A 26,308-nucleotide genomic window follows, 5' to 3' on the forward strand; every position below is an offset into this window, starting at 1 on the left:
TTTAAAAAAGAGAAATTAGCGGTTTTTTATCTAGTGAATTAACCTTAGCTGCAGCTGATGTTTAATTTTTCTTTGTAGTAGTTCACTGCCATATCTAGGTCATTCAGCAGCTTTGTTTCTGTGTAGTCATGAGGCTGCAGCTGCAACAAAGCAGGCATATAATGGTTTTTATATTCTGCAGGGTAATCTTTGCAGATTATATTGATTTGCTCTGCTTTAGGTGTATTGGGGTTGTCGAGCCTATCCAGATAGTTGCCGATAATGACATCTGATTTTTCAAATTGGGTTTTAGCTGTGCGATTTTCTGTGGGATTTTCGGCCTGCTGCTTTTGGCAGCCAGTGATTGTCAAAGTAATGAGCAGAGTGCTAAATATTTTTATTTTCATGGTTTTGTCTTGCTGTTATTGGTGAATGAATTATAAAGACAAATAGGTAAAAAAACCTACACAGAGTGGATTTTGTTTGGAATGCAGCATTAAAACAGCTGCATATTCTCTAAGCCTTCTATTATAAAGCGAGACTGGCTATTTCCAACTTGAGTCACAATAATGTTCATCAAAATTGCGTTACGGAGCCATTTTCGATTCATAATATCTGCATCATTGAATTTTAAATCACACATTCCGCGAATAACTCTATATCTAGCCTAAAATTCAAACGATCTTGAATTAGGATAGTTTACAGTATCATTAAAAGTCATCCGTGACTTAATTGTTATATATCTCGCAACTAGCAATGATCTGGATCGTTAAAATAAATTTAAAGACGCTCTAAATAGTGGATCAGGGAGTCTGGCATATTTCAGTTATACTGGCCGAAATGTTTGTAACGCACTGAAGTTAATTAAAAGCTCACCAAATGGCGGGCTTTTTTATTGCCTGAAATATGACAATCATATACTGAAAGTGTACCAGCTTGCAGAACATGCCTTGAGTAAAAACCTCGATGTTCCCGCTAGGGCTTGGCAACCCGTGCTTAAAGAGAGTGAAAGCAAGCATAGTTTAGCGTGTATATAAGGTTGATGTAATTGTGAGCAGCGTCCAGACCCGTGAAGCTTTTGGGGCTTTTTAACTGATTAAAATGGTATAATGGGCTTGTCGTTCAAGTATCTTATTCTATGTCTGAAATCTATAAATATCTATGTACTCAAATGAGTACATTTGGATCATTACCAACACATAAAGTTTTTGTAAGTAGTGTGGGTAGGAAGACAAAATTAGTTTTCGCCGATAATACGTTTGTGTATGGCACCGTTTCTGATTGGGCTTTAAGCCACTCAGGCCTTGATTCAAGAACGTCTGTGTGGTCGGAAGAGCCTAAATTATTTTTGGAAAATGAAAAAAGAAGATTGAGTTTATATAAGGCTTTACATCCAAACTTTATAACAGAAGCGGGAGCTGGTTAATTTTTAAGACACTTTTTATTTAATTCATATCGTAAATGGCTATATTTCAAATAAAGTTTGCATTGTTCGTGCAAAGGGCGTATAAAGGCACCTCGTTGATGCGGGATGGAGCAGTCTGGTAGCTCGTCGGGCTCATAACCCGAAGGTCGTTGGTTCAAATCCAGCTCCCGCTACCAACGAAAAAAATTTAAAGTTTATATACCCGTCTTCCCATAAGATGGGTATTTTTTTGCCTGCTGTTTTACCTTTTAATCGGTTTAAAAATGAATTCGGCTGGCGCCCAGATTCAAATTCCTTCGAATTTGATGCCTTTAAAAAAAGTGGAATTATCCCTATTAATTATTTAAGGATGCCAGATAGTCCATCTAATGATAATCCTTCTCATATTCCATAATCGAGATTAAGGAGAAAGCTATGATCTATTTCCTTCGTAAATTATTTTGCATTCATAATTATGAGTTTAATTACGATCCTGATTGCGGATATACACAAGAATGCCGTAAGTGTGGAAAAAGTGATTAAATAGTTCTCCAGTTTGCCGGACGTATTACGGCACATAAAACCCCGCTCAATTCTAGATATTGGCGGGGTTTTTCTTTTTCAGGCCAATGGTGATTGTCATAAATTATGCACAAATTTGAAACTTATCACATGCTGCTGATGGAAGTGATGGAGATGATTTGATATATTTTAGATTCAAAAAATATAAATCAAACGACTTATAATATTATGAAATATTTATATAAAAAAAGTATTCTTTGTGGGATTGTCATCATTTTTTGTTTAATCTCAATCTTTGAATATATGTCTGCTAGAGTCCATTCTAATCGAATTGATAGTGTGCTTTTTTATGATCAAAGTTTGGAATCCGAATATGGCAAAATACGAACGTATACAATCAAAAAATGGTCGCGCACTTTTGATGATTTTGGTACAAATTGGCTGCATTATCAGCTTTATCTATATGGCGATAGAAGGAATGGCCAGATATGGCTAACCATGGAAAAAAAACCTGATCAATCAAAATTTACTTATAAGATTGAGTAGTTTCTTAATAGAACTACCTTCGGGGGATTTTTAAATCGGCGCAATTTATGGATGAAAAGGATTTTTTTTAAGAACCCAAAACTTCCACCCAAAAACAACGTGCAGCCATTGCCAACAGCCAAAGAAAAATACTTAGAAGCTGAAGAACCCTATTGCAGCAATTAGATAAATATTTAAACGGCCATGAAGGTAAATTTAAATTAAAATCTATAAAACACTGACATTTTTATTTTTACATCGTAAAGAAGCGACTGCTAAATCCTGAGCTTCTACTAGAAGCATCTGCATGCTGATTGATTGAAGATTAGAAAAGGCGTCGTTTTTTCAGAATATGGCAAGGAATCGGAACAGCCTTATATACCTGATAATGCCACCAAAATTTTCAATATGGATAAAACCAGCGTGACAGTTTGGGCCTTTATTAAAGCGGAAGCAGCCCAAGTAAAAGCTGAAACTCTAGTAAAGTCACATGGCTCTGCCAATGGCAAGCCGAGATAGCGGCTGAACAGATCACAAAAGAAGATCCGCGATAAGCTTGGGCGCATGTTGGATGACGCGTCTAGGTTCAGTTATGTGGCGCATTCCAGTTTGACGGCATTCAACGTCATTCCGAGCCCGATTCTATAATCCCGCAGCGATGCCATTGCACGGCAGCAGCATCAATTTATATTTTAAACTGTACGAGGCGCCGTGCGAATTGCATATTTTTATACTAAGTAATCTGTATGAGATTGGTTTTTAATACTTGAAAATTACTCTAAATTCGATATAAATAAATCTCAATTAATGAAAACCATAAGAAGTAAAATGAATATTATTTATGAAACTAAAGGGGGAGAAAAACCCTCTCTGAATATTGCTGCAGTGGATATCTATCATCCAGAAACAATCCGTAATAACGACTATTATCTTGAGCGATTTAAAGAAAATGAGAAGATGCAGGATTTATTAAAAAAAGTGGGTCGTGATAAGAGATATGTAATAGCCAATGCTGAAGAAAATGCGCTTACCATGGCAATTAGCGCTGCAGAAAAAGTACTGAAAAAGCATAATATTAAGAATGGCGATATTGATATTATTATTTTCGCATCAACAACGCTGGAGTACTTATCTCCAACCAATGCATTGTGGCTGCATTCAGCTTTAAAAATCAAAAAAGATTGCGTGTGTTTTGATGTCAATGCGAACTGTTTAGGTATGTTTCTAGCTTTAGAGCAGGCGTCAGTTTTACTTCAGTCTAAAGAGTCTTATAAGCGTGCTTTAGTGGTCGGTGCTGACCAATTGAGCAAGATTGGTAGTGAGGATACGCCAATCCCTTCAAGTATCGTCGGTGATGCTGCTGCTGCGCTTATTTTGGAAAAAGAAGCAGATGGATTCGGATCAGGCATGATCGATCGCACCTATCAAACAGACAGCAGTTTCAAAGATACTATTGTTTGGCCTCCGAAGGGCTTTTCTTGCGGTGAGAGCGCAAATGAAAAAATTCATTGGGCTGCATTTAGCGGAATTGAAAGTGTAGAGTTTGCCGCTGAAGCACTTGATGAGTTATTAGATAAGCACAATCTGCAGCTGGAAGATATTTCATGCTTTTTGCTTTCTCAGTTTACAAAGATGAATATTGATATTCTTCAAGAGAAAAAGAATATCCCTTGGGAGAAAATTGAATATGTTGGGGATCAATATGGGTATACAGGGGCGAATAGTCTTTTTCTAGCTTATGCAAGCAGGCTGAATAAGGGAATGCTTAAAAAAGGGGATCTTATTGTTTTGTGGACACTGGGTGCTGGATACCAAACTGGACTTATGCTGTGGAAGCTGTGATTCACAATATATATTAAAAGCATCATTGTCTGCAGGAAAGTGACTTACGCAATGCTGAAAAGAAATAGGCGTCCAGTTAGCGAGCGCTTATAAAAGGCTCTTAACTAAAAGTTGAATCATCTGGTTCGAGCTAAAAAGTACTGAAGAATAACTTTTGCATAAATCCAACACATGAAAAATCCTGTTTTGATAGTGTAGAGTTTTAATTAAACATAGGCCTAAATATGAAAGCACTAGCGATTAAGTACAGTAGCAGCAATTGAATTATTAGCGTGTCAAAAAATGATCGCAATAATGAAAATAAGGAAGAAACGATAATACCTCATACCTTAGATAAAGATTGATATAAGCCTGCAATATGGGCTTTATATATGAAACCTTTTAAATTAATGCATTTTCTACACTTGAAAATGCGAGATAAAGTACCTAAGTATCAATTAAGCAATGAGTTGACTTATAAATTATTAATTTGAGAAGCCTAAAATGGAGTCGAATAAATGAAAAAATTATTTTTAGCCGCAATTACTGGTATTTCTTTATTGAGTGGTGCCGCATATGCGAAGTCAGACGCAGTACTTTTAAAAGAAGCTGAAAAAAATGTGGTTACCATTGCCCAAGCAAAAAAATTAGCTGATGAAACTGGAGTGACTTTAAAAGGAACAATATCAAAACATATTTCAGGTGATGATTTTGAGCTTAAAGACTCAACAGGTACGATCATCTTAGATGTAGATGACGATCTATGGCGCCCTTTAAAATTAAAAGCCGGTGATCGTGTTCATGTTGTTGGTGAGGTTGATACTCATCGAGTAAAGCCTACAGATATTGAGGTCATCCATATCGAACGAATAAAATAAAATTTAAGCTATTTGGGATTGTTCAAAAAATTTCAAGCCAGTCTTAAGTATATTGATTAAAGCCATTCTAGGTTTTTCGTACACTAGAATGGCTTTAATCTTTTGAGGGTGTCACGATTTTAAAGTAAGACTTAGTGGATTGTGAGTCAATGTCAGCTGCTAGTGATCAATGAATCGGTTTAGGATCGCATCTGAGTGTACATATATTGAGTTTGCTATTTCCTTTTGATCTTGCTCACTTTTATTTGGAAATTGAGTTATATTTATTTGACGGTGAAAGACGATTTTACCCAATATTTTTTCGCTCATTAATAGATTAGTAAAATCAATAAGTTGTATTTATGCTTGGAAAATTGGGTTATACTTCTTTTTTTAATATTAAGTCATTGTTATAAAAGTAGTTTAGAGTATTGAATTACTGTTCACTGCCATACAGGCAGCTTAGAAAATTTCACCAAGTTCATGTGGTTATTGGTATCAGTTCACTGCCATACAGGCAGCTTAGAAATCAACATCGCTTTCACGCTTTGCAACCACTTTGTTCACTGCCATACAGGCAGCTTAGAAACGCAGGGTGCGAACTCACAACTTGAGGCAACAGTTCACTGCCATACAGGCAGCTTAGAAATTAATTTTCTTTACATATGCACCATCCTCCATGTTCACTGCCATACAGGCAGCTTAGAAAATTGAAAGCCAGTACAACTCACCTTTTGAAAAGTTCACTGCCATACAGGCAGCTTAGAAATAGTAGACTGAATTAAGATCACACCAGGATAAGTTCACTGCCATACAGGCAGCTTAGAAAAATTACCTTTATGCTCAATGTTTGGAGAACGAGTTCACTGCCATACAGGCAGCTTAGAAAAGTAGACCGTTTTCATTAGATTTTCTGTTCAGGTTCACTGCCATACAGGCAGCTTAGAAAAAGATAACTTTTCTGAAACTTTATTAACAGCAGTTCACTGCCATACAGGAAGCTTAGAAATTAATCAACAAAACGCTACTTCTCAACAAATTGTTCACTGCCATACAGGAAGCTTAGAAATTAATCAACAAAACGCTACTTCTCAACAAATTGTTCACTGCCATACAGGCAGCTTAGAAATTGTTCTTGAGCTGCTTGACGTATTTGATAATGTTCACTGCCATACAGGCAGCTTAGAAAATTAGCGCAAGCATCTTCAGCAGAAGGATATGGTTCACTGCCATACAGGCAGCTTAGAAATTCTGCATATGGCTTCGCCGCCTGAACACCGTGTTCACTATTTATAAGAAGCTGAATTAAGCCGTTCACTTTTCTAAAAGATAGAGCGCCGTATGGCGCTCTATCTTAGGTTTCAAATGTCTTAATCTGCGCTATTATTTTAAGCTGCAGGTATTTACAGGTTTGCCTTGCTCAACGGAGTTGATAAAGTCTCCAATCAGGAATTCACTTTGTCTTAAGGAGTCACGATGATCTCCATTCTTGACGGGGTGAAACGCCATCGGTTTTCGCTCTTTACATACTTGTTGATAATAAGCGTAGGTTCCGCGGTAATCGACTAGCTGATCTTTCTCGCCTTGAACAAGTAAAAGAGGCACATTGGGTGTCATATTTTCAATAGACTGTTTTTTTAAATAGTTTGTCAGAGGCGTCAAATTAGCATTAGATTTGAAAACAGTTTTAGGTGCTTCTTTTAGATCAGATTGCAACTCAGATAAACAGCGATTGCGAGGATAGTTCAGGACTTTTTCCATTTCTGGGCTAACTAAATTTGTTGGTTTGATAGAGGGATCTGCTGCTTCAGCACCAAGAAGAACGATTGGAAAAAATGCTGCAACGCTTGGATCTATTTTAGTTTGGGTTGCCACATATTCAGCAATTCCCTCATATTGATAGCCGCCTGGAGCAAGTGCAATTGCACCGCGCAGATTCAGCTCAGGAGCATCTTTTGGGCCAAATGCTGCAACAGCTAGAGAGGCTGCGCCTCCTTGACTATGGCCCATGACATACCAATTTTTACTGAATTGATAAGGCTTTAAAAGATGGGTTGCGCGGACAGCATCAACTACAGTGTGCAACTGGCTTTGTGCATTCATATAAGGATGCCCGCCAGGAGTGCCTAAACCTTGATAATCAGGTGCAACAACTGCGTAACCGCGCGCCAGCCATGCATTCAGTGCTTTGGCAGCTATTTGCTGATAGACATGAACTGGTCCGCCAGCAAAGTCATTAGAAGGCGCACAAGTATCTGCTACACCGGTTGTGCCATGAGCCCAAGCGAGGACTGGCCAGCCGCCTTTAGGCGCTTTTCCTTTAGGCAATAAAATAAACCCTGAAGCAACGATTGGTTCAGACTGTACGCCGCGGCTGCGGTAATTAATTAAGAATCGCTGTGAGGCGTTGGTAAATAAATCAGTATCTTGTGCTTGTATAGATAAGATTGTACCTGGCACTTTAGCGGGAAGATCTAAGATTTGATTTGTGCTGTTATTGGAAAGAGCAGGTGAGGCAATAGCGTATGTTGAACCTAAAAATATGCAGCTCACTGCTAATTTGAGAATAAAATGCTTAGTTTTCATCGTTGGCACCGGCTTCCTTTTTTATGTAACTTTAATGTACCAGCTTTATATATGAAGCTTAAATTAACTGCGAACAAGATTTGTAAACCAAATAAAAATAGATGCATAGCGTGCTGTCTTTTGTCTTAAGCTTCTTCCAAATCTATAAATTGTATTTGAATACTAGAATATGATTGGTGATTTTCCTAATTTTACATCAATGCATACAATCCTATTTTTTCTTCTTCGAATACTTCTTATCGACCTCATGCAGTTGACAGTTTTATGCAGGAGCATTATCAACTCGGTCTAAAATTTTCAATCGAATAAATGTGCATAAATCGTATTTTTCGTTTTAGTAGTTATGGCGTAAAAATGATTCGATTGTTGGGAGCTTCTGCATGGTAATGATCTGGCTGCTAATTTGAACCGTATTTTAGAGCTAGACGTCCGTTCTAAGTGGTCTTTTAATAAAAAGCGGTTTAGAAATAAGGATTTCTAAACCTTACAAATCAACTTTTATTAATAAATAGCTATACCAGTAAGTGCTTCACCGCCAGAATAAATCACATCTTTTTCAAGGGTATCTAGATTGATGCGATATACACAGCCAGAGAGGTCCGAAACAAAAATATATGAGTCCCCTAATATTAAGCCGATAGCCTCTTTGAAACCATTCGCCAGTATTCTATGATTCATCAATCCGTCATCTGTAATGTTTGCGCAATTTAAAGTGTTGCCATTTGGTTCGCTGCCTCTGTCCGTCCAGTACAGAATTCGGTTTGCTTTATCAATTTCTAAATCTATTGGCTCTGGCAAATCAGAAAGCAATGTCAAAATATCACTGCGGTTTAAAGCATTCTCACCTAAAGGGATATTAAGCCCAGCTCGGAAAATTCTGCCTTTACCGCCTTTTTTAGGGCCTTTTTGTGTCCAATAAATATGGTCACGGTCTTTATCAATGGCTATGCCAACACACTGGTCGTGGATATTCTTTGGATAGATCGGAGAATTATTGCACTCAACTAGTTTTTCCAGCTGGCTGCCATCGGTTTTTGCACGGCAGATGCTGGCGCCTTCTCGGTCACACCAATATAAATACTGTGTTTCTGGATCAAGCTGTAATTGTTTTGGAGTACATATTTGACCATTGCCGATCAGCAGTTCTCTTGCGCTGCCATCCAGTTTTGAACGGTAGATTGCACCGTCTGGGTGGAGGAAGTCTTCGCCATTGCGGTTCGGCCCCATATCTGTCCAATACAAATATCCATTGGCTTTATCCATCTGCAAGCCATCCGCATGGCCAACTTGTTCAATGGTATATTCAATTTTACCAGTGGAAGTATGAATGAAAACTACTTTTTGTTGAAAAGCATCTAATACCGCCAGTTTTTCCACATTTATTCCGTTGTAAATATTTGTATATTATGAATTTAGCACTATCTTGATGGTTTTCAAAACCATGAGATGGATTATGTGAAATGACTCTGAGTCATAGCTTCCGAATTAGATTGGAAGTCTACTGAATGAGCAAAAGCTTATAAGTTATAGACATGCTGATTCTGTAATACAGATTTATAATCGAAACTTGGATGAGTTTAGCTCAGATATGACACAAGTTATTGATTATCCATAGATGGTTAATTTGACCGTATGGATAGTTAACTTACGCGAGGGCACATCTCATCATATTCTTTGCCCGAATCCCAATTGTAAAAGAATGCCGCAAATGGATACTCGAAAAATAAGTCGCGCAACCGCAAATTGACACACGTGCAAAGCTCAATTCAGCGCAACAAGCCTGATTGCTTAAAGAAATCGCCGACCAACGCTGTGGGGACAGTACGAAGAAATACACCGAACTTTGAGCAGACTCAACCAACCCTTTCGCATCTCGCGTTATAGCGAACTTTTGGCTATCCATTTGCAAGACGCGGTGGATTCCTAGAAACTATGTAAATCAAGGCTAAAGAAGACATTCATATAGAAGAAAGCCATTCTATCGAAATACTTTGCGTACATGCTATGTTTTGCCAAACATAGTGGAGAATATACATAGCCAGGCATTCGCCAAACTGAAGCCTTAACTGATTTATATGCTGCACGACGATATGTTTGAACTGAAAATACTTCCGTATGAGCAATACAGGTTGCTGAAGAAAAAAATGAGCCACCTTAGGGCGGTTCTTTTGTATAAATTGATAACAAATAGATGTGGAAAAAGAATTAAGTATTAAATACGCTATGAATAATAAATCGGTGATGAAATTTATAATTTCAGGTGATTTTTAAATACATATTAGGCTGAGAAAGGCAATCAGAGATGAAAAAAATAACTTTAGTGGGTTCAATAATTTTGGTTTTGTCTACAGCCGCACTGAACGTATTTGCTGCGCCTGTCAAGCCCATTCAATTTGCGAAAGGTGCCATTGGGACTACCGTTGCAGGCTCGTTTAAAGGTTATGATGATGTTCAGTATAGTTTGCGAGCTAAGGCGGGACAGACTTTAAACTATAAGCTTACAAGTAATGGGAATCTTGCTCAAATTAACATATATGCTCCGGGTGATAAGCCAGGTGCAGCAGAAGCTTTAGTGATTGGATCTGCAACAGGTACAGCAGGACAGCTCAAATTGCCAGAATCCGGCAATTATTTAATTCAGATCTATCAAATGCGAAATACTGCACGCAATAATAGAACAGTAAATTATAAATTGCATATGGGAGTAGACCGTTAAATCAGTCTGCGAAGAAGCAATGAAAAAACAGCTCAAGCTTAACCTGATCAACAGGCTAAGGCGGTGCAGAATGCTAGAAAAAGCCACCTTCGGGTGGTTTTTTTACAATTGTGCATTTAGATAAATTTATAAAAAAACATCTACTATCTGATAAAAATCACAATAAGATTTCAGAAATTACGTATAAATATAAAATTTTGATAAATAAAATAAAAACATAGATTTTATATTGCTTTGATATGCTCCTTAATTTGATTTATTGCTTAATATTGAATTATGTATCTAAAAATATGATAACATGTACAGATTCTAAGCAGTGGCTTTGATTGAGTCAGGCTCACTTTTTTCATTGTATATAGGCGAATATTTTAAATATTTGTCTAAAATGAGAATAAAAGCGATAGCACTCATCACGACAAGCCTGTTTCTGTCTGCATCTAGCGGATATCTTTTTGATCAATTTAGATCTGTCTTACAAATAAAACGGAATAGGGAAGGTATGTCTTCATTGAAACCGTCATGGTATTCCAATGTGAATCCAAATGTATTTATCAGCACTGTTGTTATTATTGGAATTTTTATTGCCATTGTATTCTTGGCTCCCAATGCTTTTGACTTAATAACAAAACAGCTGAATCAATGGGTCACAGACTCATTTAGCTGGTTCTACGTATTATCCGTAGCAATCTTTTTAATTGTGCTTATTTATATTGCCTGTTCAAGCATGGGCAAAATTAAACTGGGTTTAGATCATAGTCAGCCCAAATACAGCAACAGTTCATGGTTCGCGATGCTGTTTACTGCAGGTATGGGCATCGGTTTAATGTTCTTTGGCGTTGCAGAGCCAGTAATGCACTACGCTTCACCGCCTACAGGCGATCCTGAAACGATTCAATCTGCACAGCAAGCCATGCGCGTGACATTTTTTCATTGGGGCTTACATGCCTGGGCCATCTATACAATCGTTGGTTTAGCATTAGCTTACTTTGCGTATAGACACAATTTGCCTTTAAAAGTCCGTTCCGCTTTATATCCTTTAATTGGAAAAAGAATTTATGGTCCGATTGGCGATGGTGTAGACACCTTTGCGACGATTGGAACAGTATTTGGTGTTGCAACGACGTTAGGCTTTGGTGTGACACAGATTAACTCGGGCCTTAATTATCTGTTTGGTATTGAATATTCGCTGACCACCCAGCTTATTTTAATTGTCATTGTTACAGGCATGGCTTCATTGTCTGTTTTTATGGGGCTGGATAAAGGTATTAAGCGGCTATCAGAAATTAACTTGGGATTAGCCTTAATCCTGCTGCTATTTGTATTTTTTGCTGGCTCAACCATCTTTATATTGCAAACCACCATACAAAATGCAGGTCAATATTTTTCAAATTTGTTCAGTATGACCTTTAACTTATATGCTTATCAATCGAATGGCTGGATTGGCGGCTGGACCATAATGTACTGGGCGTGGTGGATTTCATGGTCGCCATTTGTAGGCATGTTCATTGCACGGGTCTCTGAAGGCCGCACGATTCGTGAGTTTATTGTGGGGGTTTTACTCATTCCGACAGGCTTTACCCTTATTTGGATGGGAATCATGGGGAATGCTGCGTTATACAGCATTTTAAATGAAGCAAATACCTCACTGATTGCTGCAGTACAGCGAGACTCCTCTGTTGCACTCTTTGAGTTTTTAAACACATTACCCTTCTCTGGAGTAATGAGTTTCGTGGCGACTATTTTGGTCATGCTATTTTTTGTCACGTCTGCAGACTCGGGCGCTTTAGTCACAGATTATTTAACGGCTAAATCGGAAAATTCTCCAGCATGGCAGCGGCTTTTTTGGACATGCTTAATGGCTGTTCTCGCCATTGTTCTGTTATTTGCAGGCGGTTTAGGCGCACTGCAATCAGCAACAATGCTAAGTGCATTGCCATTTACCTTTGTAATGTTGCTGATTTGCTGGGGTTTGGTGAAAGCATTGCATTTAGATGCGACTAAAATGCAGGCCTTGCAAGAAGCGCGCATTACCCCAAGGGCAATTCAAAATCCCAGAAGCTGGCAGCAGCGTTTAGGGCTTATCATGCATTACCCGCACACGCGTGAAGAAGTTGAACAGTATATTGATCAAACTGTAAGGCAAGCGTTTTCAAATTTGCAGAAAGAGTTTAAACGCCGCCATTTAGATGTATCTATTCATAATATTGATGCTGGCCTGCAGCTGAGGGTCAATCATAAGGACGAAATGAACTTTATTTATCAAGTGGTTGCGCAGGAAAAAAATACACCAAGCTTCATGATGGATCCGAAAGAAATACTGCATGATTATCAGGCCGAGGTATTTTTAAGAGAAGGCGGCCAGAATTACGATATTATTGATTGGACACAAGAAGACCTTTTGCAAGATGTCATTGATCAATATGAGAGACATCTCCACTTTTTAAATTTAGTTCGGACAAAGAATTCATAAGCTTTCTTAAGTTGCATCAAAAAACCGCCATATGGCGGTTTTTTGATGCCGAAATCAAAGTATTTTTTGTCATAAACAAAATACAGTTAATAACCATAACTGCACACAGGCGATATTCTAAAGCTATAAGATGAAACTATAACGCTCTTGAGTATTGGCCGACTCAAGATAAATTATGAGCCGGTTTTTTGATTTTAATATCTGTAGATAAGTAGGGGGTAACGCGAAATTTACACCAATTGGATGTAAATACTTGATAAATATAAGGAGTACCTAAACAATGATTTTAGTGACTGGTGGATTAGGCTTTTTAGGCTCGCACATTGCTTTAAATCTTTTGGCACAAGGACAAGAAGTCATTATTGTCGATAATTTATCAAATTCTAATTTGCAGATTTTAGAGCGCCTTGAATACATTTCTGGCATGTATGTGCCATTTGTTAAAATTGATATCCGCAATACGCCTGCATTAAACAAAGTGTTCGAGCAGTATTCAATCCGTGCCGTCGTGCACGCAGCAGGGTTTAAATCACTAGAAGAGTCGGTGCTGAAACCGCTGGAATATTATAATGATAATGTCAGCTGTATTATGAGCTTAATGCGCGCCATGCAGCGTACAGGAGTACGGAATTTGGTGAACCTGTCCAGTTTAGCCGTATATGGACAGTCTTCAGCGGAACTCAAGGAAGATATGCCATTTCATTATGCCTATCCAAATCCCTATGTTAAATCACAGCAGATGGTTGAGGAAATTATCCGGGATACAGCGCGTACAGACAATGAATGGAAAATTGCTATTTTGCGCTTAAGCAATATAGCTGGCGCATTTGAACATGGTGTTTTAGGGGAGTTCATTGCGCCTCTGCCAAAAAATATTGTACCTCTAGCCATGCAGGTGGGGGCGCTGCAGCGCGAATTTATAGAATTGCGCAAGCAGGCCAACACGGCAGACCATACCGCAGAGCGCAGTTTTTTGCATGTCTTGGATGCCTGTAAGGCGGTTTTATTGGCGCTGAATTGGCTAGATACCCAAGAGCATACATGTGAAGCATTCAATATTTCCGGTGAATTGATTTCGATTCAAAAACTCTTGGACCTCATTGCTGAAGTCACTTACAGTCCGATTAAAACCATTGATGCGCCATATTACCCTTATGCTGAATTTGACCAGCTGGGAAGCCATTCAGAGAAAGCGAAAGAAATACTGAATTGGGCGCCAGAGCATAGTTTGAAAAAAACTTTAGAAGATGAATGGCGGTTTTATCAAATGACTTTGCGCGGACAATAAGCTGTAACCGCGTTCAGGACACATCTTTGATGTATCCGCATTTGATTGAAATTTACAGAAGCAGCATGAAAAGGCCGGCTTTTTACAAAATATAAATAGTGTTATGGCTGGATAAACTCTTAGAAAAAGCATAAAAATATAAGTACGGTTGATTCAAAAGATGAATAAGGGTCATCTGAATTAATAGTATTTATTGAAAATAATTATCATTTACAAGTATTTCAAACTTGCATAAACTGCAGGAAATAGCCAAAGCAAGCTGTTTTTGCCAGAGCCAGGTCTTAAACAAGGAAATGAGGTTGCAACATGCAAACACGTATTGAACACGACACAATGGGTGAAGTGGAAGTGCCAAGCGAAGCAATGTGGGGTGCACAAACACAGCGCAGTCTGCAAAATTTTAAGATTGGCGGTGAACGGCTGCCGCGCCCTATGATCCGCGCAATGGGGCTGGTAAAAAAAGCGGCGGCGATGACCAATGCAGAATTAAATCAGATTCCTCAAGAATTATCGCAATATATTGTGAGCGCTGCTGAAGAAGTAATTACAGGGCAATGGGATTCACAGTTTCCACTCGTGGTTTGGCAAACGGGTTCTGGTACGCAAAGCAATATGAACTGCAATGAAGTGATTGCCAATATTGCCAACCAAAAGCTGGGCAATCCGCTCGGTTCGCAAAAGCCCGTACATCCAAATGACCATGTAAACCGTGCGCAATCGACCAACGATTCATTTCCAACGGCTATTCATGTGGCGGCCAGCCTGCAAATCAATGAATTACTGATTCCTGCAGTAGAACAGCTGCGCAATACTTTAGATGCAAAATCCAAAGAGTTTTCAGATATTGTTAAAATTGGCCGTACCCATTTGCAAGATGCAACGCCTTTAACCTTAGGGCAAGAATTCAGTGGCTATGTTTCTCAGTTAGATCATGGCTTAAAGCGATTACATCAAGCCTTGTCAGGCCTTTATGAGTTGCCGCTCGGCGGAACGGCTGTAGGCACTGGCCTAAATGCGCATCCTGATTATGCAGTAAAAGCTGCAGAGCAGCTTGGCAGTTTGACAGGTCTGCCATTTGTGACTGCGCCAAATAAATTTGAAGCTTTGGCGGGCCGGGACGCTGCTGTGTTTGCTTCTGGCGCATTAAAAACCTTAGCAGCCAGTTTAAATAAAATCGCCAATGATATCCGCTGGCTGGCTAGCGGCCCGCGCTGCGGTTTTGGTGAACTGCGCATTCCTGAAAATGAACCAGGTTCGAGCATTATGCCGGGCAAGGTCAATCCAACGCAGAGTGAAGCGATGACGATGGTCGTTGCGCAAGTGATGGGAAATGATACAACCATCAATATTGCAGGCGCTTCGGGCAATTTTGAATTAAACGTATTTATGCCTGTAATTGCCTTTAACCTGCTGCAGTCTATCCAATTATTAGGTGATGCATGCAACAGCTTTAATGATCATTGCGCCATAGGCATTGAGCCGAACCGTGAAAAAATTGATCATTTCCTGCATGATTCTTTAATGCTGGTGACTGCGTTAAACCCTGTAATTGGCTATGAAAATGCAGCCAAGGTAGCAAAAATGGCCTATAAAGAAGGCAAGACTTTAAAACAGGTTGCGGTAGAGCTTGGACTGGTGACTGAACAGCAATTTGATGAAGTGGTACGCCCAGAACAAATGGTTTCAGCAAATGCGAAATAATAGGCTTTTTTATCAGTCCTTCTTATTGATGTCTGTTATTGAAGCAGAATTTATGGGGGCCGTCATGATAAAAGAAGTCTCATATGAATGTATTTTGAATGAAAGCTATACTCAGCTTTCATTCAGTAATCATCAGCAGTTTGTATCTGCTTCAGAGTTGCATAATACGCTCCTAGATACTAATTTGCTGATGATTTTTTATATGTTCGATATTTATTTGATAGGTAATTAAGAAACAAATAAGTAACTAATATTTAATGAAATATGCAATATTTTTACCGCAAAAATGCGGTAAAAATGGTGCGTTCGGTAGTTATGTAAAACAATAACTTAGCAAATAGTTTTGATAGGTATTTTACTGTCAGTTTGGTCAACATCTGCTACTTATGGATAGACAGATAATCACTTATCTTTAAATGGTAAATTAATTCCAATATCTGCATCATTCCAAATAATTTCATGCCCGGATGCATACATTTCCGTCATTTTCTCAGTTGCGTGACCAGCTAAAGTCTGTGCTGATTTACCTGCCTTTTTATGCAGATGAATGGATAAAGCTCGAATCTCATGGAAGCTTGGTAACTGACGACCACTCAATTCAGAATAAGCACCAGATTGTTTGACGGCTTTTAAGAATTCATGTGATACATAAGGCGCTTCAAGCTGTGTCCAATGTTCTTTAGTCTGGCCTTTGTTCTTGGTTTTACCCTTAGGTACACGATGAATAATAAATGGGCTGATCACGTTATCTTTGCAGCGATCTAATACTTTCTGTAATTCATTATTAATCTTAATACGCACATATCCAGCGCCTTCCAATAATTCAAAGTCATCTTCAGGATCATCTGTGGTTTTTTCTTGAGCGACATGCAAATAGCCATCACGTATATCAGACCATTTCATTTGAATTATGTCGATTCGCCTCTGAGTTGTGAGCATTGCTAAATCAATTGCATTTTGTAGCCATTGCGGTGATGCATCACGAATCTTTGCCAAACCTTCAAGCGTATGACGTTTGCGCTGTTTAATCCTGAAACGCTTAATTGTTTGCGCTGCAGGATTTTCAGTAACCAAGCCCTTACTTATTGCTAAGTCAAAAATTTGAACTAATAGGCTTCGTGTTTCAATGCTTGTTGAAGCTGGTAAGCTTTCAAGCAACTTATTGGTCATAAATAGGGTGATTGATGATAAAGGATTGTCATCCCATTCTGCGCACCGGTTTAAACTATGCGTATATGTTTTGATAGAGTTAGGAGCAAGTACGCGTCCATCTTTTCGACGTTTTTCAGATAGAAATTTTTTCGAGAACTCCCCAAAGGTAACCTCACCCATGACAACAGATACCAGATCTGTTGCTGGGATGAGAATATCATTAAGCTTTCGCGCTGCAGCAATAGCTTTTGACTTGTTTGCGCCCATGCCATGCCATGCGCCTGTAATAGGGTGTCTGTATTTCCACGTATTTACACCATTTCGATACAGATTCGCTGGCAGGTCTTTATTTCTCTTAACGCGAGGCCGTGACATTATTTAATTTCCTAAAACTTTATCAACGAGATCATTGCCAGTTTGTTTTTGGTAAATATCCCATTTGATGTACCACAAGTTGCCTTTTTGTTCGGCTGGTAATTTGCCTAATTTACATTGCCGCACAATCGTTTGGCGGGCAGGGTGTGAACCCTGATCACCATACACGCGTCTGATAAAATCCGAGACTTTTACTAAGCAGGTCATGACACCTCCCTCAAACTACGCTTCACAGCTGCAGGCAATTCATCCGCAGCAGCCAATTTTTCAACACACAAGTGATAAAGTACTGTCACAAGCTCAGCCGGCAATGTTGTTGTATAAAACATTCCGGATACATGCCGTGGCGCCAGCGCTTCAACAAATTCTTTTAAAAGTTCGATTTCTGCAGAATCTAATTGATTTATATCCATCACGCCACCTTCAACATAATTGCTTGAGCCTGAAGGCGCAGAACGAATTCCTTGCCATTCTTCAGCCATAATTTAAGGAACAGCTCATAACGCTTTTGCGCTGCTTCATTCATGCTTCCCAAGTTATCTATTTTTAAGCCAGGCTTATTTGCTTTGGTAAAAACCGCTTCGCCAATGATTTTATTGATCACACATTGATAACCATCATTTGCTACAAACATTGTAAAAGCGGGTATTAGCTGTTTAGGACATATCATTGACGAACCTCACTGCCTTGATTCTCCAATTCAAAGCGGCGGCGTTTCACACAGCCCATGAGCTTTGGCTGAATATCCACATGTCTAGTAGATACTTCAATTTCCAAGCAATCCAATTCAGTCAAATCTTTGGCATTCTGAATTTGCACCATCAATGACGGCGGCTCTTTTGCTTCTGCGCGCTCAGGTGGATTCAATTCATTTAAGCGTTTATGAATCGCATCAAGCAGAGGCTTGCGTTGCGCTTCACTCCAAGTTTTTGTGTAGCTGGTCAGGGCAGTCGCTTCGGTCGGAGTTGTGGCCGTAGCTGCTCGGTTCAGCAAATCACTGAGCAGATTTTGAAATTCTGGATCTTCTGCCGGCACTGGTGGCTTAATGCTGATTGGCTGTACAGCTGCGGCTTCTTCCGCGGGCATTGTTGTCTTTTCCTCCACATCAAATGATGTTGAGTTTGGGGCATCTACTTCGGTATCTGTTTTAACTTTACGGGTTCGAGTTTTACGGGTTTTTAGTTCTGCAGTTTTAACGACTGGATGCGCGACCACACGACCGAACAAATCCGCAATTGCCTGCAGCTGCAGTTTGGCATTATCTTCATCTGCCTGAACAAATCCATTGAGTAAGCTATTTTGAATTTCAGCATTAGTCGCATCATATTTAGTGTGCACGACGCACGTCGGCTGCACGATAAAAATCTCTTGGCCATCATTTAATTCAAAGGCATTTAATGGCTTAGTAAAGCGAATGCCTGACACTTCCATCATTTCTAATTTTAGGCAAAACTCATAATCAGCCTTAGCAAAGATTGTGGCAGGGAACTGGTCCAGTTCATCAAAATCCAGCATGTCACCAATAGGCCGACACATCACATGCTTGCCAGCCATCATTGCATTAAAAGCTTCTGTACCTGAAAGAATAGGGTTCATTGTTATATCCTCCAATTAACTATGCATGCTGTTTGGCTGCGGGTTTTGATTTTGCTGCGGCGGTGCATCTGACCAGCCCATTTGATCTGCGCGGGCGCGGCAGGCCTGCCGAATCTGATTGTTAAATTTAGTATTGCCAAAGGTATTGATGGCCTTATCCAAAGTTTCTGGCTTTTTGGCATTGCGGATGGATACCAAGGCATCCTGATAGCGCTGTTCTAAAGGCTTTTGCTGAGGATTATTTGCCTGCTGTTGAGCTGGTGCAGATTGGCGTTGCTGTCCTTGATTTGACTGACCACGGTTTGCCTGATGGTTCACTTGGTTGTGATATTCGTCTGAATCATAGTCTTTGGTATCGTCAATCAAGAACATGCCATTCAGGGCATACTTGCGAGCGTAGGAGCTAGATGTACCAAAGGTCTGCGCAACGTCCATACCTTTCTTATCAATTTCTACACCAGCATGCGCCGTAACAGTGGTTTCTTTGCCGTCAGCATCGGTAAACACGACTTTTGCTGTAACCACAACTACAGGGCCAACTTGCTGCACTTCGTCCGTAATAACCAAAGTTGAGTTGGTTGCCTGCAGCAAAGGCTTAACCGCTTCAAGAATGTCTTCGCAGCTGCGGTAGTGGTATTTACCAAACGTGTTGTATTTGCTCTTTGGCGCTTTTAATTCAAGCTGGATTTGTTGTAATGCGTTCATGTTATTTCTCCCAGCTCAATTATTTAAACGACGTGCCAGAGGCATCAGTGTTGTGCTTGGCAATCTTGTACTGCTCACACTCATGGCGTGAATTCCAGCGCGTAAAGCTGCGCTGGCGAGTCACACGGTCCAGCTTGCGCTGCGGGTTCAATACGCTTTTAACTGCAGTTTGGAATGGCAGAGAATTGACCAAATCTGCTGGAGCGGCTTTATGCATGCCGTTTTCAACGACCACTACACAATTTAACCAGGAGAAAATCGGGGCATTCTTATCAAATACATTGCGGTCGAAGCCTTTAGAAAAATCCGCAGATAATTTGATGATGTATTCAGTACCATTTACATCTACCTTATAGCCATGGCTTAGACGGCAGATGAAGCGGGCAGTGATCTTCTGTGCGCCCAGCACTTCGTTTACATTGCGGCGGATCCAAGACTTTGCTGAAAGCGTGGCTTCATCTACGCGGTTGAGTTCGCCGGCAGTGTTTAGTGTGTAGATTTCATTATTCTTCACGCAGTAAACTGTGTTGCCCATACGGATGCGATGGAAGCCTGCAGCATCAAGGCCTAAGTCTTCGCGGAATGGTTTATCAAAAGTCTTATTCATTAGGCAGCCTCCAGTAGTTTGTATTGGAGCATGTGAGCCACCAGCATTTGGTTGATGCTGAGGTGGTCATTGAAGTCTGTAAAGTCGCGGATTGGNAGGCAGCCTCCAGTAGTTTGTATTGGAGCATGTGAGCCACCAGCATTTGGTTGATGCTGAGGTGGTCATTGAAGTCTGTAAAGTCGCGGATTGGGTAGCCAGATGTATCCAAGACTTTGTCTACAGATAGATTTGTGATTTCAGCATTGGTGAATTCGCTGCCGGGTACGCCGTATGAATCATCGATGCGTTCGAAGTCGAAGCTGACGTCTAGGGTAAAGCCATCTAAGCGGATAACAGCAGTGCCAGAGTTTGCAGTGTTGAATTGCATAGCGGCCACAGCGTTATAGGCTGGGGCAATTTGATCATTGGATGATGGCATGCCGCCAAAGTCTGGCTGGTATGCGTATGCTAATGCGCCAATTGCGACGCTGGCTGTAAATACGCTTACAGCAAAGCTATTGAATGGGGTGAAAGTTTTGTTCATACTTATCTCGCAAGTTGCAAAGCACATCGGAAGGTAAGAGAGTCGATGTGCTTTTTGTTGTCTGTGAGATAAATATTACCTAAAAGGTAATTTAATGCAAGATAAATTAGCTATTTTATCTTTTTGGTTGTTTTTATTGTATGGTAGGCAAAAGAAAACCCACCACTGGGGTGGGTTGCTATGAGCTTAATATTTCATTGTCTGTTATGAATTATGACGAATTCTTCATTCATAGAAGATACAGCTTCATTTCCTACTTTTGAGGTTTTTCTTGGTGTTCTCTTCACTGGAATATCTCTGCTCAAAGTTTCAACTAATATGAATCCATTAAATTCCAAATATTGTGAAGTAATTTCAGTTAAATTTATATTTATTCTATCAACTGTTCTATTACCTAATGTCATAACAATATATTTGTCAGTTACACGACATATATCATCTAATGAAACAAAATAATCCGCAAAAAAATTAATAACTTTAGGCTGTTTATCTGCCGAAATTTGATTTAAATAGGGGGCTATCAGTGTTTTACCAAAGGCAGTTAAGGCATTCTTACATTGACCACCTAAACTCATCCGATCGATTTTAGAGTAGTTATCTAATTCCCAACCTTCTAAATTTAAGTCTTTAGGATTAATCCAAAATAGTGCTAAAGATGAGAACTGACCGTAAGGTACAGTCGTACCGTTATCTCCGTAGGGGGGAGAGGTAATCGTTAAGTCCATACTGCGGTCGCCTAGCTTGCGAGACATTTTAAGAATATCACCTTTTAAAAGAGTCACATTTGGTGCTTTTAAAGTGAATTTTTGATAATTGTTTTCAACTTGTTTTTGAAAGTCTCGAATTACATTATTTTGCAGTTTATTAATATCAACTATATCTTTGATATGAAGTTTGTAAGTAGAAGATCTGCTATTGCTATATTTTCTGATAATATTGGCAAATACAATCCAGAAGAAAGCACGATTACGCTTACTGGAGATTTGAGTAATTGCCCATCTTATTTTTTTTAAAGAGTAAATTATATCAGCTCTGAACCATTTATTGATATTGTGAAATTCAAAATCATATTCAGGTGCTTTTTCTATGAAGTCGAAAAGAGACTGAATATCATCTTTAATTTTTTGGGTTACACCTTTTAGTTTACTGTATGTGATTAAATGAGCCAATGGATTAATATCACATCCTGTAATATTACAATTTAAATCAAGTTTTGCAGCCTCAAAAAGGGCCGTGCCAGATCCGTGATAAGGATCATACACAGAACTAATGTTATTTTCGTTAAAAATATTAGCAAGAATTATATGTTGAACAGGGGCAATCATCGTTGCAGGGTATAAGCTAACACCATGAATATCATTTTTACGATAATTACTAAACGAAATGTCAGTCATGTTTAGTTAACCCAACCTTTAACTTTACAATGAGCATCCACTAGTAGTGCATAGTAGCCAGCATGTAATGCAATATCTCTAATTGTTTCAGCAGGTAAGTGGCTTGAACCAGCATGTGAGCCAAGGTTAGATCTAGCAACTTTATTAGCAAAAAGTGTAGCATCCTCGAAAATATTTTCAACTGTTGAATGTCTTGAATCTAAGAGTTTATACACTTCTGCAAAATGTCTAGAATCAGCTAAAATTTCTTGTATTAAAGTTGGTACCTTATATTCAAGAGATCTTTTAGAGAATTGATTGCCACTACAGTTTTCATAATTGTACGTGGATAAATCAAATAATAATCTTATCGAGGCAGAAATACACATGTCATATTCGTTGTTTTCAATCCATAGTTTATTTAATTGATCAATCAGTCGTTTAATGTTGCTGAAGGCAAAAGTATAATTCTTTCCAATAGGCTTAATTAAAATATCATCTTCATTTAGGTTGTTGAATTTATAATCTTTTTTATTTATTATTAATGTGATATTTTCATTGTATTTAATATATTTACCTTCGCTATTGGTTGAAAGTTTATCTTCAAAAGAATAACAAATGTTAGTAATTTTAGCTGAGTGAACTTGTTCTATAAATGGATATTCCATTTTTTTCCCATCAACTGAGATTGTTAAATTTCTTATGTCAATCGGTTTTTTATTTCGATCAGTAGCTTTTAGTAAGAAGGTTTTTAAATCTATTGTGTAAGGAAAATGATTAACGTTGATAGTTTGCTTTGATGCAATCAGTTCAATATAGGGTTTGGTATCGATATTTATATCGGTACTAGCGTTAGATGTATTATTGCCATCTGAGGTGTTTGTGCCATCTGAGGTGTTTGTGCCATCTGAGGTGATTGTACCATCTGAGGGGTTTGTTCCATCTGAGGAGTTTGTACCATCTGAGGGGTTTGTTCCATCTGAGGAGTTTGTACCATCTGAGGGGTTTGTTCCATCTGAGGAGTTTGTACCATCTGAGGGGTTTGTTCCATCTGAGGAGTTTGTACCATCTGAGGGGTTTGTTCCATCTGAGGAGTTTGTACCATCTGAGGGGTTTGTTCCATCTGAGGAGTTTGTACCATCTGAGGGGTTTGTTCCATCTGAGGTGTTTGTGCCATCTGAGGTGTTTGTGCCATCTGAGGTGTTTGTACCGTTTGCTGGAGAAAGAAAATCATTTCGATGAATTAAACTCTTTTGAACTTTTTCTAGTTTTTTACCTTCTCGTTGTAGAAATATATTGAGATCGCGTAGTACATTACGTAATTTACTGTTAAAAGATGTAGATACGAGGTCTGTACGTTCATTGTTAAATTCAAGATTTGGATGTGTACATATTATTTCTATAAATCCTGTCAATTGTGGTAGTGAGTCAGAGCTTCTAATTGTTCTTGGAATAGATGGATCAAATAAATGGTCATTATTAAAAAGAACACCATTAATATAAACCAAAGGAGTTAAATCATTTTTTTCATTAAAAAAAATCTTGCTAATTTTTCTTTTGTCATTGCTCTTAAAGGAGTAAGCATTTAATCTAAATTTAATATAATAATTATTTTTATCAATTTGGACAATATTGTTCACTTTTTTAATAAAATTATTTTTTCCTAAAAAAGTAAATATATTTGATTCTGAGTCAAAAAGTATATCAAAAATCTTTCTATCTTCTAGCTCTTTATTTAGTCTTGATTTATAAATTGTTTTTAAAGGGAATGGGGAGTTTGTTTTTCCATTCTTATTAATTAGCTTAAGATGAACTTCTAAATCATCTTCTATAAAAAAATTTACTAATCTTTCATGATTTTTTTCAAGCATTAGGAATTCATAGATAAAAGGAATCTCGCTATCATTTGGATCTAAATTAATTGTAATAGTTGTTCCGTTAGTTAATCTAGTTCCTTCATTTAATGGGAATGTTGCTTGAGTGATATCAGTTTCGTTAATTACTTCATGCTTATGGATTGTAATACTTCGTGCGACATTATTATAATTGGTGTCCCAGTTTACAATATTTCCAAATTTAAATGCAGAAAGTAGACCAAGACCTTTAGATCCCTGAGTAAATCTTTTAACTTCTTTTGGGGGGAATAATATATTATTTTGTTTTATATGTTTTTTGATTTTATGAATGAATAGATAAGAACCAGTTTTACTTTTATTTTTTAAATTTTTACTTATAAATAAACTTTCTTTTCCATAGGTTTTTTCGCTTTTAGCAATATGGAATAGAGATCGAATATTATTTAAAGATATTCCTAAACCATTATCTTCAACAATTAATATAGATTTTTGCATATCTAAAGTAATATTAATATTCGTTGCTTGAGCATCATAACTGTTTTTTAATAGTTCACCCAATGCAAATAAATGACTAGATACTTGTTTGGAAAGTTCATTTATAATTTTTCCATCCACCTGGAAACCAATATATTTTTCTTGATCTAGAGTGTTCTCATGTGCAATTTGATTCATAAAATAAATTATTCCAAAGTTAAAAATTAGTTTTGTCGGCTTTAAACGTCTCTATATAATCCAACAACCTTACCAACCAACTTGCAGCCATCTTCCAGAGCAATTGCTTTTTCAGACCATTCAGGGTTTAAGGGCTGTAAATACATATTGTCCGTTTCTACGATCAGCTTTTTAAAAGTTGCTGCTTTATCGCCCTCACAAGAAACAATGACAAGATCCCCAGTTTTTAAATCATTTACCTGAAAGTCAGGATTTACATAAATTTTATCGCCAGGGCGAAAGTCAGGGAGCATTGATTCGCCTGAAACTTCTAAGCCATAGCCATGCTTACCGCATTTGGGATTTGGCGGCAGCCATTCTTCAAATTGAGTGCCAGCAGGGACAGCTTCGACAGTTGTCCATGACCCAGCTTGTACCCATGAAATAACAGGCACCAACTTGCCAATAAGTGGTATAGGTTCAGAGACATTCGCGTCTTTAGAATCTAAATTTTCTTCATGCAGTAGATCAAGCCAGCCATGAGGCTTATCAAAAGCTTCTTCAATTTCGCGTGCAACTTTATTGCCAATACCTTTGATTGGATTTGTGCCTGCAAACTGGCTTGTCTGAGATTGTCCTTTACCAATTTTGTCAGCAAAACTGGATACACCGCCAACCTGCTCAACGAGTAGGCGAGTGTTTTGATATCTAATTGATTTGCTGTCCATAATTTTCCTAAATTTTTTGTGACACGTCACATTTGTTAATTGTAGTTTCATCACCTAAAAGGTAAACAAGAAAAAAGGTTGTATTTGCATTACCTAAAAGGTAATATTTGGATTGATACGAGAGGATCAATCTATGAATTTTCGAGACTTCATTCTTAAACAAACTCCAGCAGATCTAGAAAAATATGCAAAAGATGCTGGAACTACAGTTGGTTATATAAAGTCACATTTATTATATGGGTATAAAGAACCGCGTAAGAACTTGCGTAAAGCCTTGGCAGAAGCCAGTAATGGCGAGGTTTCTGAAATTGAGATTCATCAGCATTTTGGGTTATTTCCTGTTCAAAGCCTTAACAACCAAAATGGTAATAAACCGGCCATCCAATAAACACGTTCAAAAGGAACCGCCATGAACATATTGGATGCCGCTTATCACACCGTCCGCCAATTTAAAGGTGGGGCAGCCGCACTTGCTGTCCGAATGGGCATGCGCAGCGTTGCAGTGCTCAACAGCAAAGTGAACCAAAATACAGAAACACATCACCTCACGCTGATGGAAGCCTCAACCATTATGGCCATTACAGGGGATTACCGAATTTTGCAGGCCTTATGCGCCGAGCACGGCAAAGTGGCCATCAATTTGCCCAATATCCCTGAATGCAGAGATACCGCGCTGACGGATTTGGTTTTGAGTATTGGCATGGGCGGTGGGGATATATGTGCGCAGTTCAAAGAAATGATGGCAGACGGGCGGATCACCCGCGGCGAAGCCATAGACATGTCCAAAGTCATCCATGCCATGCATGAAGTCTTGGCAGAGCTCGAGGCGCAAATAAACAAATGCGTAGAGCAATAAAAAAGCCCGACCGGGC

Annotated in this window: 24 protein-coding genes, 1 tRNA gene and 1 CRISPR repeat array; of the genes, 12 read left to right on the forward strand and 13 right to left on the reverse strand. The window is 38.7% G+C overall.

Annotation, left to right across the window (positions count from 1 at the left end; translation table 11 throughout):
- Positions 1 to 44: 44 nt before the first annotated feature.
- Positions 45 to 386, reverse strand: a complete 342-nt coding sequence (locus OKC24_RS12865; RefSeq protein ID WP_130147835.1) for a hypothetical protein — start codon at positions 384 to 386, stop codon at positions 45 to 47.
- 731 nt (positions 387 to 1,117) lie between these two features.
- Between OKC24_RS12865 and OKC24_RS12870 the strand changes: the two genes are divergently transcribed.
- The 6 genes from OKC24_RS12870 to OKC24_RS12895 all read left to right on the forward strand — a co-directional run bounded on the left by OKC24_RS12870 (position 1,118) and on the right by OKC24_RS12895 (position 5,130).
- On the forward strand, positions 1,118 to 1,405 hold the full coding sequence (locus OKC24_RS12870) for a hypothetical protein (RefSeq protein ID WP_130147833.1): 288 nt from the start codon (positions 1,118 to 1,120) through the stop codon (positions 1,403 to 1,405).
- Between the two features lie 99 nt (positions 1,406 to 1,504).
- Positions 1,505 to 1,581 (forward strand) — tRNA-Met (locus tag OKC24_RS12875).
- A 698-nt stretch (positions 1,582 to 2,279) separates the two neighbouring features.
- Positions 2,280 to 2,402 carry a hypothetical protein gene (locus OKC24_RS12880; RefSeq protein WP_265465484.1) on the forward strand — a complete coding sequence of 41 codons (123 nt, stop codon included), beginning with the start codon at positions 2,280 to 2,282 and terminating at the stop codon, positions 2,400 to 2,402.
- A 347-nt stretch (positions 2,403 to 2,749) separates the two neighbouring features.
- Positions 2,750 to 2,950: a hypothetical protein gene (locus tag OKC24_RS12885; RefSeq protein WP_130147831.1), complete on the forward strand. Its 201-nt coding sequence runs from the start codon at positions 2,750 to 2,752 to the stop codon at positions 2,948 to 2,950.
- Between the two features lie 309 nt (positions 2,951 to 3,259).
- Positions 3,260 to 4,273: a 3-oxoacyl-ACP synthase III family protein gene (locus tag OKC24_RS12890; RefSeq protein ID WP_130147829.1), complete on the forward strand. Its 1,014-nt coding sequence runs from the start codon at positions 3,260 to 3,262 to the stop codon at positions 4,271 to 4,273.
- 497 nt (positions 4,274 to 4,770) lie between these two features.
- Entirely contained in the window at positions 4,771 to 5,130 is a 360-nt protein-coding gene (locus OKC24_RS12895; protein WP_130147827.1) for a NirD/YgiW/YdeI family stress tolerance protein, read from the forward strand.
- 420 nt (positions 5,131 to 5,550) lie between these two features.
- Positions 5,551 to 6,358: a CRISPR direct-repeat array (repeat unit 28 nt; unit sequence GTTCACTGCCATACAGGCAGCTTAGAAA).
- Positions 6,359 to 6,492: 134 nt separating this feature from the next.
- On the opposite strand, the gene OKC24_RS12900 is transcribed toward OKC24_RS12895, so the two are convergent.
- On the reverse strand, positions 6,493 to 7,695 hold the full coding sequence (locus OKC24_RS12900; RefSeq protein WP_265465488.1) for an alpha/beta hydrolase family protein: 1,203 nt from the start codon (positions 7,693 to 7,695) through the stop codon (positions 6,493 to 6,495).
- A 501-nt stretch (positions 7,696 to 8,196) separates the two neighbouring features.
- Complete coding sequence (locus tag OKC24_RS12905; protein WP_131275599.1) at positions 8,197 to 9,072, reverse strand: YncE family protein; 876 nt, start codon at positions 9,070 to 9,072, stop codon at positions 8,197 to 8,199.
- A gap of 925 nt (positions 9,073 to 9,997) precedes the next feature.
- On the opposite strand from OKC24_RS12905, the gene OKC24_RS12910 reads away from it, so the two are divergent.
- The 4 genes from OKC24_RS12910 to fumC all read left to right on the forward strand — a co-directional run bounded on the left by OKC24_RS12910 (position 9,998) and on the right by fumC (position 15,870).
- Positions 9,998 to 10,411 (forward strand): DNA breaking-rejoining protein, encoded by a 414-nt coding sequence (locus OKC24_RS12910; protein WP_130147821.1) that lies wholly within the window; start codon positions 9,998 to 10,000, stop codon positions 10,409 to 10,411.
- 499 nt (positions 10,412 to 10,910) lie between these two features.
- On the forward strand, positions 10,911 to 12,881 hold the full coding sequence (locus OKC24_RS12915) for a glycine betaine transporter (protein ID WP_130147819.1): 1,971 nt from the start codon (positions 10,911 to 10,913) through the stop codon (positions 12,879 to 12,881).
- 280 nt (positions 12,882 to 13,161) lie between these two features.
- Positions 13,162 to 14,169 (forward strand): NAD-dependent epimerase/dehydratase family protein, encoded by a 1,008-nt coding sequence (locus OKC24_RS12920; RefSeq protein WP_130147817.1) that lies wholly within the window; start codon positions 13,162 to 13,164, stop codon positions 14,167 to 14,169.
- Positions 14,170 to 14,475: 306 nt separating this feature from the next.
- Positions 14,476 to 15,870: a class II fumarate hydratase gene (fumC, locus tag OKC24_RS12925; RefSeq protein WP_130147815.1), complete on the forward strand. Its 1,395-nt coding sequence runs from the start codon at positions 14,476 to 14,478 to the stop codon at positions 15,868 to 15,870.
- Between the two features lie 402 nt (positions 15,871 to 16,272).
- Here the strand turns inward: fumC and OKC24_RS12930 are convergent, their stop codons facing one another.
- From OKC24_RS12930 to OKC24_RS12975, 10 genes are all read right to left on the reverse strand, one after another.
- Positions 16,273 to 17,397, reverse strand: coding sequence for a phage integrase Arm DNA-binding domain-containing protein (locus tag OKC24_RS12930; protein ID WP_265465494.1), 1,125 nt, complete (start codon positions 17,395 to 17,397; stop codon positions 16,273 to 16,275).
- Between the two features lie 3 nt (positions 17,398 to 17,400).
- Positions 17,401 to 17,604 (reverse strand): hypothetical protein, encoded by a 204-nt coding sequence (locus OKC24_RS12935; protein ID WP_130147811.1) that lies wholly within the window; start codon positions 17,602 to 17,604, stop codon positions 17,401 to 17,403.
- Entirely contained in the window at positions 17,601 to 17,810 is a 210-nt protein-coding gene (locus OKC24_RS12940) for a hypothetical protein (RefSeq protein WP_265465496.1), read from the reverse strand. Before OKC24_RS12940 ends, OKC24_RS12935 begins: the two co-directional genes overlap by 4 nt.
- Entirely contained in the window at positions 17,810 to 18,001 is a 192-nt protein-coding gene (locus OKC24_RS12945; protein WP_265465498.1) for a hypothetical protein, read from the reverse strand. The genes OKC24_RS12940 and OKC24_RS12945 overlap by 1 nt, the downstream gene beginning before the upstream one ends.
- Before the next feature lie 62 nt (positions 18,002 to 18,063).
- Complete coding sequence (locus tag OKC24_RS12950; protein ID WP_265465500.1) at positions 18,064 to 18,993, reverse strand: hypothetical protein; 930 nt, start codon at positions 18,991 to 18,993, stop codon at positions 18,064 to 18,066.
- 15 nt (positions 18,994 to 19,008) lie between these two features.
- Complete coding sequence (locus tag OKC24_RS12955) at positions 19,009 to 19,698, reverse strand: ERF family protein (RefSeq protein ID WP_265465502.1); 690 nt, start codon at positions 19,696 to 19,698, stop codon at positions 19,009 to 19,011.
- A gap of 19 nt (positions 19,699 to 19,717) precedes the next feature.
- The gene (locus tag OKC24_RS12960; RefSeq protein ID WP_265465504.1) at positions 19,718 to 20,305 is read right to left on the reverse strand and encodes a hypothetical protein; all 588 of its coding nucleotides are present in this window, start codon (positions 20,303 to 20,305) and stop codon (positions 19,718 to 19,720) included.
- Positions 20,306 to 21,022: 717 nt separating this feature from the next.
- On the reverse strand, positions 21,023 to 22,222 hold the full coding sequence (locus OKC24_RS12965) for a modification methylase (protein WP_265465506.1): 1,200 nt from the start codon (positions 22,220 to 22,222) through the stop codon (positions 21,023 to 21,025).
- Between the two features lie 2 nt (positions 22,223 to 22,224).
- Positions 22,225 to 24,729 (reverse strand): ATP-binding protein, encoded by a 2,505-nt coding sequence (locus tag OKC24_RS12970; protein WP_265465508.1) that lies wholly within the window; start codon positions 24,727 to 24,729, stop codon positions 22,225 to 22,227.
- A gap of 41 nt (positions 24,730 to 24,770) precedes the next feature.
- Positions 24,771 to 25,436 carry a LexA family protein gene (locus OKC24_RS12975; RefSeq protein ID WP_265465510.1) on the reverse strand — a complete coding sequence of 222 codons (666 nt, stop codon included), beginning with the start codon at positions 25,434 to 25,436 and terminating at the stop codon, positions 24,771 to 24,773.
- A 133-nt stretch (positions 25,437 to 25,569) separates the two neighbouring features.
- On the opposite strand from OKC24_RS12975, the gene OKC24_RS12980 reads away from it, so the two are divergent.
- Together OKC24_RS12980 and OKC24_RS12985 are read left to right on the forward strand one after the other, a co-directional pair.
- The gene (locus OKC24_RS12980; RefSeq protein ID WP_265465512.1) at positions 25,570 to 25,824 is read left to right on the forward strand and encodes a hypothetical protein; all 255 of its coding nucleotides are present in this window, start codon (positions 25,570 to 25,572) and stop codon (positions 25,822 to 25,824) included.
- A 21-nt stretch (positions 25,825 to 25,845) separates the two neighbouring features.
- Positions 25,846 to 26,292 (forward strand): phage regulatory CII family protein, encoded by a 447-nt coding sequence (locus tag OKC24_RS12985; protein WP_265465514.1) that lies wholly within the window; start codon positions 25,846 to 25,848, stop codon positions 26,290 to 26,292.
- Positions 26,293 to 26,308: the final 16 nt, after the last annotated feature.

This window comes from Acinetobacter entericus, from assembly GCF_026168575.1.
Taxonomy (GTDB): domain Bacteria; phylum Pseudomonadota; class Gammaproteobacteria; order Pseudomonadales; family Moraxellaceae; genus Acinetobacter; species Acinetobacter bouvetii.